This is a genomic window from Thiothrix fructosivorans (assembly GCF_017349355.1).
Taxonomy (GTDB): Bacteria; Pseudomonadota; Gammaproteobacteria; order Thiotrichales; family Thiotrichaceae; genus Thiothrix; species Thiothrix fructosivorans.
In genome coordinates this window covers 180,541-200,492 of sequence record NZ_JAFMPM010000006.1, presented here as the reverse complement: position 1 = coordinate 200,492, position 19,952 = coordinate 180,541, and the positions used below count along the sequence as shown (strand labels likewise).

The following is a 19,952-nucleotide window of genomic DNA, read 5'->3' as shown; positions in this document are numbered from 1 at the left end:
ACTACCCCCGGAAAATGACAACCAGCGTTGCAAAAATCAGCAACACCAGATAACGTGGTTGGGTCAGCAGGCGCTCGATCCTATCCAAGTACCGCCCCAATGTGTCCAAGGTGGTTTTGGCTTTGCCGCCGCCACTTTGCAAGAGCAAACGGTGTTCAAACCATTCCAAGTGTTCCGCCACCCATTGCATCAGCTTGCCCAAGAAACCCGAACCGACACCGATGCTGCTTTCCACCCGCATTCGCCCTTGCTGCATCGCCTGCATATCGGCAAGCGTTGCCATGCTGCTGTGCGGGCTGGGTGTGCCACTGAGTTTATCGAGAATCTGCCCATCGAACACTTGGGTTTCCTGTGAAATCGCCAAGGTTGGTTTGATTAGCAACCAATCCGCCAACGGGTCAAGCCAGAAGCGTTGCAAGGCTGCATTGTGCAACCAACGCTGTTTGCGCAACCACAGCGGCGCAGGCGGGGCAGCTTGCCATTGCGTATGCAGCGCGAAGGAAGGCGAATGCAAAAACTGATACGCTCGCCACACCGCGTGCCACAGCAAATGCAGCAACGCCAGCGTGTACCAACCGAGCGCAATTTCGACCAACATCAAACCCGTTTGCGCCAAGGTTGAAAACATCAGCGAGGTTTTAATGTCGGTTTGCGCCAAGCCTCCCAACCAGCCATAGAGCACGGTGAGAATACCCACACTCAGCAATAAGGCTTGCAAGACGGGGGCTTGCTCCAGCAGCGGATGAATACGCAGTAATAAGAAGATGCCCGCGTGTACCATCAGCGAGCCGTAAAACACGGTGCTGGACGGTGTGGGGCCTTCTAATGCACGGGTAATCCACGCCGAAAACGGGAATTGCGCCGATTTCACCAAGGCAGCGGTCATAAAGCCGAGTGCCGCCACGCCGACCAGCAAGCTGGATTTGTCAGCGGGTGTCGTCAGCACCACCGCCCATTCCGTGGTACGAAACAGCGAAAACGCCATGAACATACCGAGCATAAACCCTGCATCACCCATCCGATTGGTGACAAACGCACGCGTTGCATTCGTGGTGGCGGTGCGGCTTTGCCAGTTATAGCCGATCAGCAAATACGAACTTGCCCCCGCCAATTCCCAGCCCACAAACGCCAGCAAGGCACTGCCGGACAGCGCAATCAAATACATGGCAGCAGTGAAAATGCCCATTACCATAAAAAAGCGTTGGAAGCCTGCTTCCCGATGCAAATAATTTACCGAAAAGCGTGTCACTAACAACGTGATCACCCCCACCAGCGTTGCCATGCTCAAGCTCAGATGATCCAGTGTAAAGCTAATGCTGGCGTTGTAGATACCGCTGTGCAACCACGGCAACACCACCACGTCACGGCTACCGTTTAGCCAGTAATGCACATCCGCCCACAGCACCAGTAACAGGCTTAACAGGCTGGCGACTTGCAATAAACCAGCGGCAAAACGTTCGCCATCATCCCCGCGACTCCAGCGAAACAGCCGATCCATTGCCAGCAATAAAGCTGCCAGCAAGGGCAGGGCAGGAATCAATAACAGCATGACATTAGGCATGGTTCACCTCCAGCGCCGAAGAACCCCGCACTGCCGCAGGCGGTAAATGCCCATGATGCCCCGCGTACCAGTCGCGGGAATGCTGCACTTGCGGCAATTGATGTACCGAACCGCGCCATTGCACAAAGCCCTTACCGGGTTGGAAAACGTGGATTTCATTGCGATCCGGTGGTTTCGCTGCCAGTAACACCCAGCCGTTATCCAGTAAGCGCCGCAAATACTCATGGCGTTGGTAAATCGCTACCAGCGTGTCAATGTCCGCTTCGGCAATCGCCAGCAAGCGCATGGGTTCGTGCAATTCCACCATTTGCTGGGCAAGCCCGGTGCGCAAATCGCTCGCGCCGCCTTCCATTACTCCGAATAAACCCGTGAGGTTGTGGGTGGCTTTGCTGCCTGAACCGAAGTAGCCGCTTTGCATTCGCGAAAAGTAGTAATCCATCTGAATGCCCACGCCGACCACGCCATTGCCGTTCAATTGCGCTTCCAGCAGCTTGCCATCGGGGTCGTTGTGTGGGTCGTAGGAAATCAGGAAGGAACGCCGATCCCAGAAAACGCCTTTACTCAGATTGCGTCGCCCGATGAAAGCGACGGCGCAGCCTTGATGCCCCAATTCTGCGCGGACTTGATCGGGAGAAGCAGCCCGTCCTTCTACATGGCGCTTGGCACTGCGCGGGGTGAGGTGCGGGCTGGCAGACGCAAATTTGCGGCAACGCTCCAATGACGATTGACGTGCGGCTTGTTCGGTAGCTTGTTGCACGCGCTTGACGATTGCCTGATGGCTGGCAGGGATTAAATCGGTATCAAACCAGTCGATGTCATCGCTGGTGGTGTCGTGTTCGCTGGCAATAAACCACGTGCCGTCAGGAATGTGAATGCCGTGTTGGGTGGCAAGCTGGGTACGCACTTCCGCTTCATTGCACATGCCCACAAAAGCGCGGGCATTCGGCCCTCCGAAACGTCCACTGCACGCGCCACAGCCGTAGCCGAGGATATGCGGGTTATTCAAGTGGCGCGAACGGTGCGCCATTAACACCACCAACGGTGCAAAGCCGCTGGTGAAGCCGGTGAGTTTCAGGAACGCAGCCACTTTGGCAACTTTTTCTGCCGCACTCAAGCCCATCTGGTTGTGTTCTTTGCTGGGGCATTCCAACACCTCGCTGGCGGTGTAGGCAACACGGGTTTTGAGTGGCAAGCTGGCGCGGCGTTGTACCTTGTTCATGAAACGCTGGTAAGTGGCAGGTAGCAAGCCGCGCCCTAACAGTTCCAGCAACGCAAACGGCGCGAGCAACGGTAACGCCAGTGTTGTGCCGAATACGCTGTGGCGCATCCGGTGGTTTTTCAGCTTGCTCAAGCCGTTGAGGAAACGCTGGTGGCGTTGGTGGGCTGGCAAGCGGGCTTGCGCTGCGGTATCCGCTATTTCGCGGAGTTCGTGGACTGCCGTGACCACGGGTTGTGCCAGTTTGAGGGGGCGGGGTGTATCCAGTCCGCGCCAGTTATTGGGTAGCCCAAACACGCCCGCCGCGCCGAAGGTTTCCACATCGGGGGCGATTTCTTCCAGATGGCGACGCACGCTTTCTTCGCGGTCATCCATGCAGAAAATCAGTTGCGCCGTGGGCGGGGTGGAAAGCGGGGTTTCTTTATGCTTGTTCAGCACTGCGCTGAAGATTTCTTCCTGATAATGGTGTTCATACGCTTGTAACCAGATATAGCCGCTGGTATTGGGGTCGTCGAGTTCTTCCAGAATGGCCAGCAGGCGCTGGATGCGTTCCGGTGAGAGTTGCGCAAATGCGGCGGCATCCATTGCCAGATGTTGTGCGAGGTGGAATAAACGCCATGCTTTGCGGTAAATGTCGGTGCCAACGGGGATGACCGTTTCGGGGGCAAGATTCCACGTTAGGATTTGGTGGGCAAGTTGATGCCAGTCTTGCGGTAGGATGTCTTCTTCACTGCTTAAGAATTGTTGAGCAAGCTGTTGCAGGAATTCCGGCAAGGTGGTGTTGTAAGCGTGGTAACGGACAAAAAATTCATCCTGATTCTGGTGGAAATAGCCACGTAGGTTACTAACGCTGGCATTGATTTTCCAATGTTCGCTGGTGTATTGGCGGCAATACAAGTGTTCCAAGACCAACCTGACCGCGAGGTAATCGACCATGCTGACGGGGGTGTTGATGCCGTAATAATCAGGGTTTTTCGAGCGCCAGTTGAACATGCCCGACCAGCCCGGTAACTCCAGTGCTAAGACGCGCAAGTAACCACCCCAGCGGTCTTTGTCGATCCCGCTACGCATCAATTCTTGCAGAATGGTTTCCAGCGGGTCGTCATGCAGGGATTCGAGGTAATCGTCCCAATCATCCATGCCTTCGAGCGTGAGGGTCAAGTCTTGCAGGGTGGCTGACTTCCAGTAGGTGTAGAAGCCTTGTGTGTTCCCTTCGACTGCGCTCAGGGAACGGAGGGAGGCGATGCCTTGATCCAGCCAGCTTGCCAGATGGCGATTGAGCAGCGGCAGGAGTTGTTCCATCACATCCACATTGACCAGTTTGAGCAACAGGCTGCGTAAGGTCAGGGTGTCGCCGACTTGATCCAGCAAGGTGTGTAGCAATTCGCGGCTTTCGGCGTGAATATAACTTTCCGCATCGGGAATGCTCGCGCCGATTTGCCCTTGTTGCTTGATTTGATCCCAGATGCCGTTAATGTCGGTGAGGCGCAAGTTCAGCAAGGCTTCGGGGTGCGGTAAATCGTAGTGCAGTTCCAGCTTTTGCAAACACGTTTCCCACAAGGCGCGGATGGCAGTGGCTTCGTTTTGTCCGGCAGCTTCGAGCAATTTATCGCGTTGTTCGTAGGCAACATCGGCTTGAAAGCGTTCCAATGCGGCGTTTTCTTCTACTTGCCAGCGCATTTGCTGAAAGGTAATCGCTTTGATGTTGTTGGCAAGCGCGGTGAGGTAAATCTCACGGTCGGCGGCTTGCTCGGCATCGCTGGCGAGTATGCTGAAAATATCGTGGCGATTAATGCGCCCTTCCCGAAAAAAGCGTCGATAATCGCTGTTGGGTAAATAGCCCAATGAGCCACTATGGGCGTGGGCAGCGCGTAAGGCTTCCGCAAACGGTAGGTGTTCGTAATGCATCAGCGGGTTAAAATGCACGAAATCCTGCAACGGGGCTTGGATCGGTAAGACCGCATCCAAGCCCGCGATGGCTTCCTGCAAATACGCGCGTTGTTCGTTATGTGCCTGACTGTGGTCGGTCATGTCATCGTTTTCCTACAAAATAACGGCGAGGGTAGCCGCTATTAACAATATCAGGTAGCGAGGCTGTGCTAGGAGTTCTTCTACCAGATCCAAATATTCGCCGAGTTGCTGCAAGCGTTTACCCAGCTTGCCGCCGCCTTTCTGCAATAGCAGACGGTCTTCCAGCCATTCAAAGTGTTCTGCTACCCACTGCATGAGATGACCGAGTACGCCAGAGCCTGTGCCTAAACCATTTTCCCGTGATGCTGTGCCTGCAAGGCGGTCAATCACCCGCGAGTCAAGGGTTTGCACTTCATGCGCTAGCGCTTGCGTGGGGCGAACTAATAACCAATTTTCCAGCGGTACGAGCCAGAACCGTTGGAGCGCAGCAGTATACAGCCACTTGTGCTGCCGTAGCCATGCCGGAGCGGGGTTAGCGGGTTGCCACTCGGTCTGTTGCAGGAAGGAGGGCGAATGCAAAAACTGGTACGCCCGCCAAATGGCGTGCAGCCCCATGTGAATAGCCGCGAAGGTATAAAACCCCAGCCCGATTTCCACCAACATCAGCCCGGTTTGCTGTTGGGTGGAAAAAATCAGCGAGCTTTTAATGTCGGTTTGCACTTGCACACCCAGCCAACCGTACAAGACGGTGAGTGTGCCAATTATGATCAGCACATTGCTGAGTAACGGTGTTTCATTGAGTAAAGGTTCAAGGCGCAGCAACAGGTAAATGCCCGCGTGTACCATGATTGAGCCATAAAACACCGCGCTGGAGGGTGTGGGTCCTTCGAGCGCCCGTGTAATCCACGCACTGAACGGAAATTGCGCCGATTTTACCAGCGCTGCCAGCATGAAGCCCATCGTCATAATGCCGACCGCCATGCCAGACATCTGCGGTTTGTCGGCAAACAGCGCATTCCATTCCACATTACCTAGCCAGCTAAACCCCATGAACATGCCGAACAAATAGCCGGTATCGCCAAAACGGTTGGTGACAAACGCACGGGTTGCCCCTTCGACGGCGGTTTCGCGCTGCCATGCGTAGGCAATCAGCATGTAGGAGCTGATTCCCGCCATTTCCCAGCCAATAAAGCCGAGCAAGGCACTGCCGGAGAGCACAATCAGCAACATTGCGCAGGAAAATAGCGAGATGACGATGAAAAAGCGTTGAAATCCGGCTTCGCGATGCAGGTAATTCACCGAAAAGCGCGTTACCACCAAGATAATGGTTGCCATGACCACGCCGAAGGTGAGGCTCAGGGTATCGAGTATCAGGCTCACCGAGGCGTGATAATCGCCGCTGCGTAACCACGAAAACAGCATGACGTGACCGGGTGCGCCGTGGGTGACATCGTAAATCGCCAGCCCCAGCATCATGAGCAAGCTGAGCGTGTTGGCGGTGACGGCGACGCGAGCGGTTTCGCGTTCGCCGGATTCGCCGCGATTCCAGCCGAACATCACACCGAGGATGATCCACAGGGCGGCTAGGAAGGGGAGTCCGGGGATGAGGAGGAGCAAGCTATTGGGGAAATCAGGCATGATGTGCCTCGCGTGCATTGGCGGTCACTAATGCCGGTTCAAGATGCCCATAATCCCCCGCATACCAATCCACCGACCGTTTGACGATAGGCAATTCCCGCATATCCCCCTCCCAACGCACAAAGCCTTGTTCCGGCACAAACAGCTCAATGGCACGCGAATCGGGGTCTTTCACCGCCACAATCAGCCAGCCGCCGCCGATCAATTCCTGCAAGGGCGCTTGCCGCGCATAAATCTCGCCAACCGTGGCCGTTTTTGCTTCGACAATGACCAGCAAGCGCATCGCTTCGTGGATTTCGATCATCTGCGCAGGCAAGCCCGTGCGTAAATCGCTAAACACACCCTCCATCACCCCAAACAAGCCCGTCAGGTTGTGGGTGACTTTTGTGCCTGCGCCGTAACGCTCGTTGTTCACGGTGGAAAAATAGTATTCCAGATTGATACCCGCGCCCACTGGCCCCGCATTCAACAGAATATTTTCCAGAATCTTGCCATCGGCATCGCGGGTGCAGTCGTAGGAAATCAGGAAGCAGCGCCGATCCAAAAAACTGCCACGCGTCACGGCACGTCGCCCAATCAGCGCACAGGCATTGGTGGCATGACCCAATTCAGGGCGAGCTTGGCTGTAATCGACGGCACGTCCGGCAATGTGCTGGCTGGCTTGGCGCAGCGTGGGGTTGCGCGGTGCGGAGGCGAGTTTGCGGCAACGTTCGTGTGCGGAATGCTGCGCGGCGGTGATGAGGGCAGCTTGCAATGCCTGCAAATCGGCGTGCCGAGCGGCAGGGACTTTGTGCGTATCAAACCACGGAATGTGTTCGTCACAGGTATCATGTTCTGCCCCGACAAACCACGTATCCGCCGGAACGTGGATACCTTGCGCCGCTAACAGGGTGCGCACTTCGGGGCGATTGGCCATAGCGGCAAACACGCGGGCATTCGGGCCGCTGTGCCGTCCGCTGCACGCGCCGCATTCGTAAGCGGCAGCATGAGGGTTATTCTGGCTGGTCGAGCCATGCCCCATGATCACCACCAGCGGTGCAAAGCCGTCGGTCAAACCGATCATGCGCAAGAAGCCGCCGACTTTATCCGCTTGTTCAGTATCCGTGAAACCCATCTGGTTTTGCTGGCTGGAACGGCGGTTATCCGCGTGCAAAGCGCTAAATTCGAGCTTGGTGGGAATCGGCACATCCACGCTACGGCGCAGGCTTTTCACCCATTGCCCAAAACCGAGTGGCAGGTAAGATTTGCCCAACATAATCCCCAACGAGGCAGGTGCAAGCACCATCTGGCTGAGTGTTCCCAGCAGCAAGTTGTGGCGGGTAACGTGTTGAAGGTCGGCAAATAAACGTTTGCGCCACGTGACGCGGCGCTGGTGCTGAAGCAGCGGTGCATCGTCGGCGGGCAAGTCCGGCACTTCGCGCACCAGATGTTCGGGTGTGACGGGGACAGGGCACAGTTTGGTAACCGTTTTATCGTCCAGCCCTTGCCAGTTCATCGGCAGATTGAAGAAGGCGGCAGCGCCCAGCGTTTCAATCTGCGGATTGCCTTCTTCCAAGTGGCGGCGAATGCCTTCTTCACGCTCGTCCATACAGAACACGACTTGCGCTTGTGGGCGTTGCTCACGCTGCCGCCAGGTACCGCGTCCGTGGTTGAGGGCAATTGCGTTGAAAATTTGTTCGCGGTAATGGCGTTCATACGCTTGCAGCCAGAGGAAGCCGCTTTGCTCAGCATCGAGTGCGTCGAGGCAGGTAAAAATCGTGGCAAGTTGTTCAGGCGTTAAACTGCGCAGAGTATCCGTACTCAGCTTTAAGTGTTGCGCGAGTTGGAATAAGCGCCAGCCGTGATCGTAAGCCGAATACCCCGTGCCTTCGCCTGCTTTTTGCATCCACATCCAAATCTGTTGGGCAAGCTGTTCCCATTGCTGTTCTTCGTAAACACGCGGGCGGCTGTGGCGGATGAGTTGTTGCGCGGTGGTGAGCAAGTATTCCGGCAGACGGCGGTTGAAGGTGTAATAGCGCACGAAGAATTCGCTGGGGTGGTGGCGAAAGCGTCCACGAATATTGCCAAGGTTCGCCTCCATCAGCCAGATTTGGCGGCACAAACGCCGTGCAAACAGGTGTTCCATGCTCAAGCGTACTGCGAGGTAATCGAGCATATTGGCGGGGGGCGTGGCTGTGCCTGCGTAATCGGGGTGCTCGTGTCGCCATAGGAACATGCCTGACCAGCCAGGGAGTTCCAGCGCGAGTCGTTCTAGATAGCTGTCCCAGTGTTCTTTGGGGATGCCGATGCGTTGCAATTCGGCAATGATGGCGGCTTCGGCAGTATCGGGCAGGGAGCGTAGGTGTTCGTTCCAGTCTGGCAAATCTTCTAGTGTGCTGGTGAGGTCGTCGGCACTGGCATTGCGCCATGCCTCGAAAAAGCTGTCACCTGCTGTGCCGTTGTGCCATGCCGCCATGCCTTGATCCAGCCACGACGCGGCTTGACGCAGCAGCAAGGGGCGCACGTCGTGGAGGATGTCTTCGCCCGTCACTGCCAATAATAAACCGCGCAAGGTCAGGGTCGTGCCGACATGCTCGGTTAATTCCAGCAGGTGTTGTTGGGCGTGTTGGGCAAGTTGGGGTAGGAGCGTCTCAGTGGTAATGGCGTGTGCTAAGTCTTCGGAATGCTGTAGGTGGTGACCGAGTTGCAAGGCACTCAGGCAGGCTAGCCAAGTATCCCCACGGTGTTCCAATATTTGCTGTTCTTCCACTTGCCAAACGAATTGCGTGGGGCTGATCGCCGTTATTGGGTGAGTCATGGCAGTGCGATACACATCCCCACGGGTAATGGGTGTTGCACTCGCGGCATGATGAAACAGCTCTTCAGCACTGTGTAGGTGTGGTGTCGCGGTTAAGACGGCATGGATGTCGGCGCTGTTGATGCGCCCGCGTTGGAACAGGTCGCGAAATGTCTCGGCAGGTAAGTAGCCGTAAGCTCCCGTGATGTCATGCGCCGCACGCAGTGCCTCAGGAAACGGCAGGTGTTGTAAGCCGTGCAGGGTATTGTGATGCACAAAATCACGTAACGGGGCTTGACCGGGCAACACATGCGCCAAGTGTTCCAACAAATGCTGGAATGCCCCTGCTGTCACGGCATCAATCCTCCTGAGGCTACGTGGCTGATGAGTTGTTGCACCGACATAGCCATCATGTCCAGCAACGGGGTGGGGTAAAAGCCTAGCAACAATGTGCCGAAAATCAGGCTACCCGCTGCCACCATTTCCAGTGGGCGCATGTCTTCCACTTGCTGCATATCCAGCCGCACCGGGCCGGTATACAGTTGCTTGATGGTACGGATGCTGTACGTTGCGGTGATTAATACACCCAGTGATAACAGCACGATAGACCAGCCCCAACGCTCGAAACCGCCAATCAGCACATGCAGTTCCGCCACAAATCCGGCAGTACTCGGCAAACCTACTCCACCCACAAACGCAAGGATAATCAGAAAGGCAAAGCGCGGGGTGACTTTGATGAGTGAGCCGTAATCGTTAATGTCGCGGGTATGGGTACGTTCATACAGCAAGCCGATCAGCATGAAGGTTGCACCTGCCACCAAGCCATGTGCCACCATCTGATACACCGCGCCGGTCATGCCGTGCACATTCAAGGTGGAAATGCCAATGAGCACCACGCCCATGTGACTGACGGAAGAATATGCGATCATTTTTTTCATATCGCTTTGCCGCCATGCCAGCAAGCCGCCGTACAGCAAGCCGACCACGCCTAAGGTAAACAGCAAACCCTGCATCGCTTGCGCTGCCAACGGTAAACCGTCAATGGCGCGTAGCAAACCATACGACCCCATTTTCAAGAGAATGCCGGAGAGCAAAATACTCACAGGGCTGGGCGCTTCGACGTGTGCCAACGGCAGCCAGCCGTGCAGCGGGAACAGCGGCATTTTTACCCCAAAACCAATCAGCAGCCCCGCAAAAATCATTACCTGTTCGGCTGAACTGAGGGTTGCTGCGCCTTCTGCCATCGCGGCAAAGGTAAACGAATGCTGGGGTGTGGCATCAAACAACACTAGCAATGCTAACAGCATGAACACTGAGCCGCCCATCGTATACAACACGAAATTCAGCGCGGCGGTTTGGCGGTTCTTACCACCCCAGCGATCAATCAGGAAGAACAGCGGAATCAGCACCAGTTCCCAGAAGACGTAAAACAAGCCCCAGTCTTGCGCCATGAATACCCCCATCGTGGCGGCTTCCAGCAAGAGCATGAGCAAGTAATAGCCTTTAACGTGGTGGGTAATCATGTGCGAGGCGAGCAACGCCATTAGTACCAATACGGTGGTCAGTAAAATCAGTGGATATGATAGCCCATCTACACCGATGCTAAAGGATGTGCCTAATTGCGCATTCCATACCACGCTAGTCTGTAATTGGATGGCGGGATTGGCAAAATCCATCTGGCTGGTCAAGCCAAACGCATAGACCAGTGTTAAAAGTGCCACCGCAATTGCAGTATTGCGGATTAATGTCGGGTGTTCACTCGGCAAGAATGCCAAGACACCCGCACCCACAGCGGGCAGCATTAACAATAGGATGAGGAGGTTGTCCATGAGATCCAATTTCGCCTTCAGGTTTGGTCGGGGAATGTAGGCAAATGATACTACATAAATTTGTCATTTAGGGGTAGGTATTATAGGGTTTGGTTATCCACTTTTGCGGCGCGAGAGGCAAGTTCATGCAGTATTCCGATCACCAACTGGTGTTATTTCCTGTGCAAACGGCAGGTGTGCCGATTGCTGCAATGCAGCTAGAACGTTGTTTGCGTGGCTTGGATTTGTTGGGGGAGACGTTAGGTGAGGGGCGGTATGCAGTGGGGGAGGCGTTTCTGAGCTTGCTGTGTTTTCTGGGATGTTCGCCGGATATTGAATTAGTGCCGCACGCAGACAAACCTTTTTGTTACCTGCAATTGCCGCAGGGTGAAACAGTAGTGGATTTTAATTGTATCCGCAAGCCCCCGCTGAGTGTGGCAACTTGGGTGATTATTGGCAATATTCACGAGGCGGAAGCGGTTCCCGATGCTGCCTTGCTGAGTGCGCTGGAGGCTGCATCGGGGTGTCGCTGGAAATACGCTTACCGGCGTTGAGGCTTACTTTTTCGCAGGCTCGCCGGGTTCTTGGAAAGCGGGCGCTTTGTCAGCTTCTGCTGCTGCCTTGTCGTTTGCTTTGATGGGTGCTTGTTTGACACTTGCCTTGGCATCGGTTTTAGCTTCAGTTACGTCAGCAGGCGTGGCGCTGTATTTCTCGAAACTGCCGTTGTCTTCTAAGTCTGCTGGTGGTGCATTGTCTTGCATGGCAGCCGCGAGTTGCTTAGGTGTGGAGGTCATGAAGGTGTTCATTGCTGCGATGTCTTGATCGCTCAAAATACCTGCCGCTTGACGCAGCTTTAGCGTATTCAGCAAATAAGTGTAACGGGTTTGGGAATAGTCACGCCGCGCACTGAATACGTTACGTAATGCGGTCAATACGTCAACTGCCGTCCGTGTGCCGACTTCAAAGCCTGCTTGGGTGGCTTCAGCCGCCGTTTCTGCCGAAGCAAGGGCGCGTTGGTTGGCTTTCACTTGGCTGATGCTGGATTGCACCGTCAGGAAAGCATTGCGTGCTTGTTGCTCGGTGGTACGGTTTTGGAAATCGTACTGTTGTTGTGCTTGGCGAAAGTTATGTTGAGCTTCGCGGATTTTGGAGTCCGTGCCACCGCCAGTATATAGCGGCATACTAACTTGTACGCCCACGCTAGCCCCGTAGTTACGCGGATCAAGAGCGGCGTTGCTTTGGGTGTCGCTGCCTGTTTGTTTTGCGACCAGATCAACGACGGGCTTTTTGCCTGCCCGCTGAATATCAACGGCAGTTTGCGCTGATTGGATGGCATGTTGGCTAGCTATTAACTGTTTATTATTGGCTTTCGCTGTTTTTACCCAGTGCTCAATGTCTGCTGGCGTGGGTACGGTCAGGGGTAAATTCGCAGCAGGTGCATTGAGGGTTTGATAAAAGCCGCCAGTCAGTACCCGCAGTTGTTCGCGTGCCAGATCCAGTTGATTGACTGCATTGATTTCCTGAGCAGTGGCGAGGTCGTACCGGGATTCCGCTTCTTTAACATCGGTAATCGCGGAGCGCCCTGCATCAAAATATGCACGGGTTTGTTCCAGTTGGCGACTGATTGCGCCTTTCTCGGTACGGGCAAATTCCAGATTGTCTTGGGTTAGCAGGAAATTAAAGTAGGCTTCCGCTACGCGTAAGATGAGTGCTTCACGTTCGGCTTCTAACCCCGCCGTGGCTTGAGCAATGATGGAATCGGCTTGTTTGACCTGACCATTCAAGGCTTGGTTATACAGCGATTTGCTCAAGCTGAGGCTGTAATTGGCGCTGCTACCGGTGGTTGTATCACTGGAGTCGGCGAATGAAGCGTCATAAGAACGCTGGGTACTTTCGGTCAGTGAGCCAGAAATACCGACTTGGGGTTTGAGGGCTGCCAGTGCTTGGGGTTTGCGTTCTAGAATAGCCAGATGGTCACTTTCGAGCGCTTTGAATTGCGCGTCATAGCCCTTCGCCTGTTGGTAAACCTGAAGCAGGTTTTCCGCCTGCACTTGTTGGGTTGCGAGTGTCAGGGAAGCTGCAATCAAGAATGCCAGTGTCTGTTGTTTCATAAAAAAACGGTTCCAAAATTTGTAGTTAGCCACATGCAGGAGCATGTTTATTCAAACGCGAATTATAGCCCTAATTCGGGTTAGTAGAGAGACATATCGTGGTCAATCTCTTGTGCCCAGCGGTTGATACCGCCTGTTAGATTGATCACTTGAAAGCCATTTCGTTCCAGATAATAACACGCATGAGCGCTGCGAATACCATGATGGCACACGACCAGCCACTCGTGCGTTTTATCCAGTTGCGCTAACCGTGCCGCTAATTGCCCCAGTGGAATCAAGGTAGAACCTTCGAGGTGGGCAATATCATATTCCCACGCTTCGCGAACATCCAATATGCGGGGTGCTTGCGGTGTTTTCAAATACGCGGCACATTCACTCGGTGTCCAGTGACGTATCATTAGAACACAAACGTTTGCCCAGCATCGCTGTCAGCGCCTACCAGTGCTTGTAAGTGTGTTTCAAACAATACAGTGCGGGTAAATTCACCGTCTTCTTCGTGCTTGATCAGCATGGCCTGCATGGCAGCCCCGCGCCCCACTACCACAAACAAACGTCCACCCGGCGTGAGTTGCGCTTCAAACAATGGCAGGTACGTCGGCATCGAGCCAGTGATAGCAATGACATCGTATTGCTTGCTGTGATGCGCCGTATCCCGCAGCGCATCGCCCGTGTGCAGCGTATGGTTGCGCAGCTTGCTGGCATACAAACGTTCTTCCGTTTGTCGGGTAAAGTCCTCGTGAATGTCCACGCTGTCGACGTGTTTGCTAAGATGGCACAAACAGGCAGTGACAAACCCACTACCTGTGCCAATTTCTAAGCAAGTGTCGGCAGGCGTAATGGCTAACGCCTGCAACAATCGGGCTTCCATGCGCGGGAACATCATGTGTTCACCGTGTCCTAGCGGAATTTCAACATCGGCAAAGGCGAGTGCCTTGTGAACCTTGGGTACAAACAGCTCACGCTGAATGCAACCAAACGTGTCCAAAATGGTCTGATTCAGAACGTCCCACGGGCGTATCTGCTGTTCGATCATGTTAAAGCGGGCGTGTTCCAGATTCATGTGAGTGCTCCAGACAAAGAATGGGATAAGAGTACGGATTACGGCGACTTGTCGCAAGTGATTGAGTACTCCCCAAAACAATCTAGTGCGAGGTTTTTTATGAAAAGGTTAGGAATGCTGCTGTACGGGGGGCTGCTGTTAGCGATGTCGGCAGCAGCGTTAACGGGGTGTAGCCGTTCCGACGCAGCGGAAGATCGAGTAACGTCGAATAGAACAGCGTATCAATTATGCCAAGAGCCACGCCCTGCGATTTGTTACGAAGTGTTTGCGCCAGTCTGCGCGACGCTGACAGATCCGCTGATCCGTTGCGTGAATGCGCCGTGTCCATCGCAACTACGCAACAGCTATGCTAACGATTGTAAAGCGTGTGCTGACCCCAAGGTGCAGGGGTTTATTGCGGGCGAGTGTCAGTAGAGTGAATGGATTGGCGGGTGTGTATGTAGGGGCGGTTCACGAACCGCCCCTACGGCGTTAGGCTAAGCCTTCGTTGCCGTCGACGTTTTTCAACTTCGGCGTATTCAGCTCAATCTTGCCAATGGTTTTCTTGGCGCGTAAGTAATCGGCGACTACTTCCCAGATTTGCTTATTAGGCTTCACTTCTTCTTGGACGCTTGCCCAACCTGCGACGGGGTAGGTTTTCGCGGCATCCAGTGGTTTGCCGCCGAGTTCCATGTCAGAAACGCGGTTGCCCATTTTTGCGGTAGGGTCAAAGGTGAACTTCAAACCACCGACGCGCACCATGTCGCCGCCTTGCTGGTAGTAAGGGTCCTCGTTGAAGAGGTTATCTGCCACGTCTTCGAGAATGGTTTTAATGGTTTCACCCGTCATTTCGTTGCGGGTGACTGTGCCGTAAGTGATCGCGGTTTGGTCAGCAACGTGTTCAAACGTGATGGGCTGCCCCGGTAGTACGCTCGTACCCCAGCGGAAACCCGGTGAAAACGCTATCGGTGCATCCAATCCTTCCATTAACGCGTCGCAAATCAATTGATCGAACGTGCCGTTGAAATTGCCACGGCGGTACAGCACGTCATCACACACCGCGAGTTCTTCTGCCAATTCTTTTTTGTACGGTTCGCGGATTTTGTCGATGAGTGCCTGCATGTCCTTGTTGGCTTCTAACAAGTTGGAGAACACGGGCAGCAATTTGTAACGGAAATCCGCCACTTTGCCGTCTTTCACGTCCAGATCAAGCACGCCGAGGAATTTGCCGTTAGAACCCGCATTTGTGACCAGCGTTTTGCCGCCCGCATTGTCGACGACCACTGGCTGGAATACGCCATCGTGGGTGTGACCACCCATGATCGCGTCGATGCCAGTGACTTTGCTCGCCATTTTCAGGTCAACGTCCATGCCGTTATGCGACAGCACGATGACGACTTTTGCGCCTTTACCACGCGCATCGTCAACGGCTTTCTGCATATCGTCGTCACGGATACCGAAGCTCCAATCCGCCACCATGTGTTTCGGGTTAGCAACAGGAACATACGGGAAGGCTTGCCCGATAATCGCAACCGGTACTTTGTTGATTTCTTTGATCACGAACGGTTCAAACACGCGCTCGTCAAAGTCGTTGCTGAAGATGTTTTGCGCGACGAAATCAATCTTGCCCGCGAAATCTTTCTCGACAATTTCTTTGACACGATCCGCGCCGAAGGTCATTTCCCAGTGCGGGGTCATGACATCCACGCCTAACGCAAGCTGGGCATCCACCATGTCTTGCGCGTTGGTTTTTAGGGCTGTCCACGAACCTTGCCAGGTATCGCCGCCGTCCAACAACAATGAGCCGGGGCGTTGGGCGCGTACTTGGTCTACCAGCGTTTTCAGGTGAGCGAAGCCGCCGACCTTGCCGTATTTTTTCGCGGCTTCAACGTAATCGAGGTAGGTGAACGCGTGTGCATCCATTGTGCCAGCAGCAATGCCGTATTTTTTCAGGAAGTGTTCGCCGACTAAGTGCGGTACAGCACCTTTCATGCTATTCAGACCCAAGTTAACGTTGGGTTCGCGGAAGTAAATCGGTAATAACTGTGCGTGGCAGTCGGTGTAGTGCATCAGCGATACATTGCCGAAAGCGGGCAGTTCATACGGATTATTGGGGGATTTGACGGCGGCTTTGTCACCTTCTTGGGTGGCATCGGCGGCAAACGCCGAATTCAAGCTGAAACCGGCAACGCTGGCAGCCGCCAACATTTGCATAAATTCACGACGGGTTAGACTCACGTTCTCTCTCCTCAAACGAATCAGGTTGTTCTCGCTACACCTTGAGTGACGGGGTGCAGCCCAAAATATTCCATCTTTTTTGGAATATTTGTTCCGTTTTTTGCATCATGTTGAAAAGAGCCGCTAGAGAAATACGATACACCCCATGTTTAGCCATTATTTTCGTTTTAACCGACTCGACCACAAATTGTCGGAACACCGTGCCAAGTTGCACCGCATGGCGGTGGCGTGGTGTGGTGACCCCACGTTGGCGGACGATTTGGTACAGGATACGCTCGCCAAAGCTTTAGAAAAGCAAGAGCAACTCAAGGATGACGAGCGTTTAGGGGCGTGGTTATACAAAATTTTGCATAACTGTTGGATGGAGCATTTGCGTACCCAACGTCCCGCGTTAGACATTGATGCGTTGGAATTGACGTGTACGGATTGCCCCGAAAAGCAGTTTGCTGATGCGCAACTTGTCACCCAAGTCCGTGCAGCGGTGGAAGCCCTGCCTATCAGCCAGTGTCAAGTGATGACGCTGGTGGATTTGGAAGGATGCAGCTACGAACAAGTCGCCGCTATCTTGGATATTCCGATAGGGACGGTGATGAGTCGCTTAAGCCGCGCCCGCGACACCATGAAAAAACGCTTACAAAACATGCGTAACACTGACAATGTTCACTATTTACGGAGCGTGAAATGAACCCGGATTCGCTAACCATCCACGACCGTCTGCACGCCTTAGCGGATGGGCAATTGGATGCTGAACAAAGTGCCCAGTTACTCGCCGAGGTGGAAACTGACCTCGCTTTGCAAAAAGAGCTGTGTGACATCCAGCGTATCAAGCACTTGGTGAAATCGGCTTACCCGTTGCCCGTGATGAACAGTGCGCCGCGTATGCGCCGTCGTCCGCACATCTGGCAGCAGGCGGCGGTGTATGCACTGGTGTTTGGTTTAACGTTTCTCGCTGGCGCAAGCACGCAGTACTTACCTCGTTTAGGGGAAGTGGAAGGTTTGACGCTGGAAAATGCTGCGGAACATGACAACCGTTTCATCGTGTTTTTGGATTCTCACGAGCCTGCTAAATTGGAACAAGCGTTGGTGAAAGCTGAAAATCTTGCCCAGCAAGTCGATAAAAAAGAGGGCAGTGTTTATGTCGTGACCAGTGCGGAAGGCATTGATTTATTGCGGCTTGGCACAACCCAGCACGCTAGTCGGATTGTGCAAATGAGCGCGAACTACCCGCATCTGCGCTTTGTGGCGTGCAGCAATACGCTGTATTCCTTCAAGCAACGCGGTGAATTGGTAGCGTTGGTGGATGAAGCCGATGTTGCTCCCTCCGCCGTGCAGTTCGTGGTGGATCACATGCGCCAAGGCTGGCGCTATATCGCGATCTAGCTTTGCTTATCACCCCAATCGAGGTTGTTGCAGGCTTCGCATTCTTCTTGCAACACCCCCATCCACACCAGCAGGGAATGGACTTTGCACCCGGCACAGAAACCCAGTACGGTTTCCATCCACATGAAACCAAAGCACACCCAGACCAGCACCAGCGGAATCCACGATGGCATGTAGTTGTAGGTTTCGGGCAATTGTTCACTACCTGCAATGGCATTCACCCAACCCGCAAAGACTTCGGGGTTGAAGAAAATCAAACAGGTAATAATAAAACTTGCGCCGATCGACCACGCAAAGCGTTTCGGTAGCAAGGGTTTCCATACGGGGCGGAGATTTTTCGCCAAAAAGCTACTGAGCAAAATGGTGGGGGAAAGCCGTGACGTGCTGACAAACATGCCGGAAATCATTTCAAACAAGGCATAAAACAGCACCAGCGTTTGAGTGCTGTAATCAAAGGTACGTTTTACCGCTTCGACGCTGTAAATAATGCGCCCGTCAAAGTCGGTTTCCAACGTGTCATTAATCACCTCGCCCGTGATCACCCAATCCGAGCCAAAGATGGCATCGAACAGTGTGAAAGCCATGTAGATGGGAATCGCTAGCAAGAGTCCGGCACGAATGCGTACTGCCGTGTCGTTGATGTATGGGCTGACTTCGTTGCGGTCACGAAACCACAAATCTTTGCAGCAAGCAATGATCCAATTCAGCATTGGTGTTCCCCCTTTGGTAGTCAAAATGAGGCTGGATAAGCCCAGCCTCAACACTGCTTTATGGTTTCAGTAATTGATAGCCTTGCGCTTGCAAGCGTCCGGCTTCGGCAACACCGGAGGGGATCACGTCTTCAGGTTTCGCGTCATACAGTTCGTCGAACTTAATTTTTCGCCCCGTCAGGGTGTTGTAGCAGATTTGGAACTTCACGCCTTTTTCCTTCAATTCGGTGATTTTGGCAGGTAATTTGGCATCGGCATTCATCTCCACTTGTTTGGCTGTGCTCAGTAAGCCTAAGCCGTCGCCGTTCATGACGATGATTGCGTCGGTTTTCTTGCCCGTGGCATCCAGTGCTTTGATGTAATTGCTGACATTGCCGAGTACGCCGAGGTATTTTTTCTCGTCACCTTCCATCGTAACGTGTATCACGACTTTTTCTGCACCTGCGTAGTAGTCATCCGCGACTTTGGGGGCGGGAACGCCGGGGTCGAACTTGGCTTCAGCGGGTTTGGCATCGGCGGCGGGGGCGGCAGGCTTAGCATCTTCTGCCATTGCGGTGCCGATCAAGCTAGTTGCCAGCATGACGCTCAAAATGATGGGTTTTATCATGGGTTTTCTCCTCCTACGGTTGAAATACTCTCTCCATAAGAAAAAACCCAGCATTTGCCGGGTTCTTTCTGTTCACTGTTAGGCTACGTCTGTTTCAGCAGCGTCTTTTTCGCCTTTGTTATCCGTCCACGCCAATTTGACCTTATCACCTGCTTTGCCTTTGTAGCTGAAAGCAAGGTAAGGGTTTTTGGAGACAGAACCACCCCATTTTGCGGTCAGGATGGTTTTATCACCGGCAGTCACGGTGATATCCTGAATGAAATGAGCGGGTACGAGTTCGCCGGTTTTTTTGTCTTTGCGCTGTCCCGTTTCCATAGGATGGGTCATCAGGGCTTTGACTTCAACGTTATCGCCTTCGACTTTGGCTTTTAATTTGATGCTAGACATGTATAGATGCTCCTCTGATTAGCCGCCGCAGCCGCCGATGGTGACTTTAACTTCTTGCTTGGCGGTGAAGGATTTATCACCCGCTTTGGCAATGGCGACCACGTTTGCGGTCTTACCCATTTTGATACGGGTAGAGACTTCAGGCTGTGCGCCTTCCCCTAAGGTGAAGGTTGCTGCCAGTGGGGTAGGGTTGCCATCCACCAGAATGCTGATTTCGGTTGTGCCTGCTGCGCCGGATGTGACGGTGACGGGAACAACTGCGCCGTTTTCAGCAATTTCAGGGGCTTTGATTTTAATATCAGCGGATTCCGTCGGGGTGAGTGCCATCGCTTTGAGGGCATCATCCAATGTTTTGGCATCAAAGGCGCCGCCGCCTTCTGCCATGACCATGCTGGGGGTCAATAAGCCTGCGCTGACCGCGAGGCTTGCCGCGCTAGCTGCCAGTGTGCCCTGTAAAAATGTTCTGCGTTTCATAATTCCTCTCTCGTGATGTGTTACCAACATTCACAGTATGTGACGTAATAGGTAGTGAAAATATTCCACTTTTTTTGAAATTTTTCAGGCAAAAAA

The 19,952-nt window shown here is 53.7% G+C and carries 17 protein-coding genes; 4 read left to right on the top strand and 13 right to left on the bottom strand.

The window, feature by feature from the left end:
* Position 1: 1 nt before the first annotated feature.
* The 5 genes from J1836_RS04160 to J1836_RS04140 are packed head-to-tail and all read right to left on the bottom strand — an operon-like array spanning position 2 to position 10,931.
* Positions 2 to 1,561 carry a proton-conducting transporter transmembrane domain-containing protein gene (locus J1836_RS04160; RefSeq protein ID WP_207249828.1) on the bottom strand — a complete coding sequence of 520 codons (1,560 nt, stop codon included), beginning with the start codon at positions 1,559 to 1,561 and terminating at the stop codon, positions 2 to 4.
* The gene (locus J1836_RS04155; RefSeq protein WP_207249827.1) at positions 1,554 to 4,808 is read right to left on the bottom strand and encodes a putative inorganic carbon transporter subunit DabA; all 3,255 of its coding nucleotides are present in this window, start codon (positions 4,806 to 4,808) and stop codon (positions 1,554 to 1,556) included. Before J1836_RS04155 ends, J1836_RS04160 begins: the two co-directional genes overlap by 8 nt.
* 12 nt (positions 4,809 to 4,820) lie before the next feature.
* Positions 4,821 to 6,326, bottom strand: a complete 1,506-nt coding sequence (locus J1836_RS04150) for a proton-conducting transporter transmembrane domain-containing protein (protein WP_207249826.1) — start codon at positions 6,324 to 6,326, stop codon at positions 4,821 to 4,823.
* Positions 6,319 to 9,456: a DUF2309 domain-containing protein gene (locus J1836_RS04145; RefSeq protein ID WP_207249825.1), complete on the bottom strand. Its 3,138-nt coding sequence runs from the start codon at positions 9,454 to 9,456 to the stop codon at positions 6,319 to 6,321. The genes J1836_RS04150 and J1836_RS04145 overlap by 8 nt, the downstream gene beginning before the upstream one ends.
* Positions 9,453 to 10,931, bottom strand: a complete 1,479-nt coding sequence (locus J1836_RS04140; protein WP_207249824.1) for a complex I subunit 4 family protein — start codon at positions 10,929 to 10,931, stop codon at positions 9,453 to 9,455. Before J1836_RS04140 ends, J1836_RS04145 begins: the two co-directional genes overlap by 4 nt.
* Before the next feature lie 125 nt (positions 10,932 to 11,056).
* Here J1836_RS04140 and J1836_RS04135 point away from each other — a divergent pair, with 125 nt between their 5' ends.
* Positions 11,057 to 11,464, top strand: a complete 408-nt coding sequence (locus J1836_RS04135) for a hypothetical protein (RefSeq protein WP_207249823.1) — start codon at positions 11,057 to 11,059, stop codon at positions 11,462 to 11,464.
* 3 nt (positions 11,465 to 11,467) lie between these two features.
* On the opposite strand, the gene J1836_RS04130 is transcribed toward J1836_RS04135, so the two are convergent.
* The 3 genes from J1836_RS04130 to J1836_RS04120 form a co-directional block, all read right to left on the bottom strand.
* The gene (locus J1836_RS04130; RefSeq protein ID WP_207249822.1) at positions 11,468 to 13,021 is read right to left on the bottom strand and encodes a TolC family outer membrane protein; all 1,554 of its coding nucleotides are present in this window, start codon (positions 13,019 to 13,021) and stop codon (positions 11,468 to 11,470) included.
* Between the two features lie 80 nt (positions 13,022 to 13,101).
* Positions 13,102 to 13,419 carry a rhodanese-like domain-containing protein gene (locus J1836_RS04125; protein ID WP_242632721.1) on the bottom strand — a complete coding sequence of 106 codons (318 nt, stop codon included), beginning with the start codon at positions 13,417 to 13,419 and terminating at the stop codon, positions 13,102 to 13,104.
* Positions 13,419 to 14,081 carry a protein-L-isoaspartate O-methyltransferase family protein gene (locus tag J1836_RS04120; protein ID WP_207249821.1) on the bottom strand — a complete coding sequence of 221 codons (663 nt, stop codon included), beginning with the start codon at positions 14,079 to 14,081 and terminating at the stop codon, positions 13,419 to 13,421. The genes J1836_RS04125 and J1836_RS04120 overlap by 1 nt, the downstream gene beginning before the upstream one ends.
* A gap of 99 nt (positions 14,082 to 14,180) precedes the next feature.
* Here J1836_RS04120 and J1836_RS04115 point away from each other — a divergent pair, with 99 nt between their 5' ends.
* Entirely contained in the window at positions 14,181 to 14,495 is a 315-nt protein-coding gene (locus J1836_RS04115; protein WP_207249820.1) for a hypothetical protein, read from the top strand.
* A gap of 57 nt (positions 14,496 to 14,552) precedes the next feature.
* On the opposite strand, the gene soxB is transcribed toward J1836_RS04115, so the two are convergent.
* Positions 14,553 to 16,298 (bottom strand): thiosulfohydrolase SoxB, encoded by a 1,746-nt coding sequence (gene soxB / locus J1836_RS04110; protein WP_207249819.1) that lies wholly within the window; start codon positions 16,296 to 16,298, stop codon positions 14,553 to 14,555.
* Positions 16,299 to 16,443: 145 nt separating this feature from the next.
* Here soxB and J1836_RS04105 point away from each other — a divergent pair, with 145 nt between their 5' ends.
* Positions 16,444 to 16,983, top strand: a complete 540-nt coding sequence (locus J1836_RS04105) for an RNA polymerase sigma factor (protein WP_207249818.1) — start codon at positions 16,444 to 16,446, stop codon at positions 16,981 to 16,983.
* Positions 16,980 to 17,678 carry a hypothetical protein gene (locus J1836_RS04100; protein WP_207249817.1) on the top strand — a complete coding sequence of 233 codons (699 nt, stop codon included), beginning with the start codon at positions 16,980 to 16,982 and terminating at the stop codon, positions 17,676 to 17,678. Before J1836_RS04105 ends, J1836_RS04100 begins: the two co-directional genes overlap by 4 nt.
* Here J1836_RS04100 and J1836_RS04095 read toward each other — a convergent pair.
* The 4 genes from J1836_RS04095 to soxY form a co-directional block, all read right to left on the bottom strand.
* Positions 17,675 to 18,388: a DUF4395 domain-containing protein gene (locus J1836_RS04095; protein ID WP_207249816.1), complete on the bottom strand. Its 714-nt coding sequence runs from the start codon at positions 18,386 to 18,388 to the stop codon at positions 17,675 to 17,677. The genes J1836_RS04100 and J1836_RS04095 overlap by 4 nt on opposite strands.
* A gap of 58 nt (positions 18,389 to 18,446) precedes the next feature.
* Positions 18,447 to 18,995, bottom strand: a complete 549-nt coding sequence (locus J1836_RS04090; protein ID WP_207249815.1) for a DsrE family protein — start codon at positions 18,993 to 18,995, stop codon at positions 18,447 to 18,449.
* 78 nt (positions 18,996 to 19,073) lie between these two features.
* Entirely contained in the window at positions 19,074 to 19,382 is a 309-nt protein-coding gene (gene soxZ, locus J1836_RS04085) for a thiosulfate oxidation carrier complex protein SoxZ (RefSeq protein ID WP_207249813.1), read from the bottom strand.
* An 18-nt stretch (positions 19,383 to 19,400) separates the two neighbouring features.
* Entirely contained in the window at positions 19,401 to 19,856 is a 456-nt protein-coding gene (gene soxY, locus J1836_RS04080) for a thiosulfate oxidation carrier protein SoxY (protein WP_207249812.1), read from the bottom strand.
* Between the last annotated feature and the right edge of the window lie 96 nt (positions 19,857 to 19,952).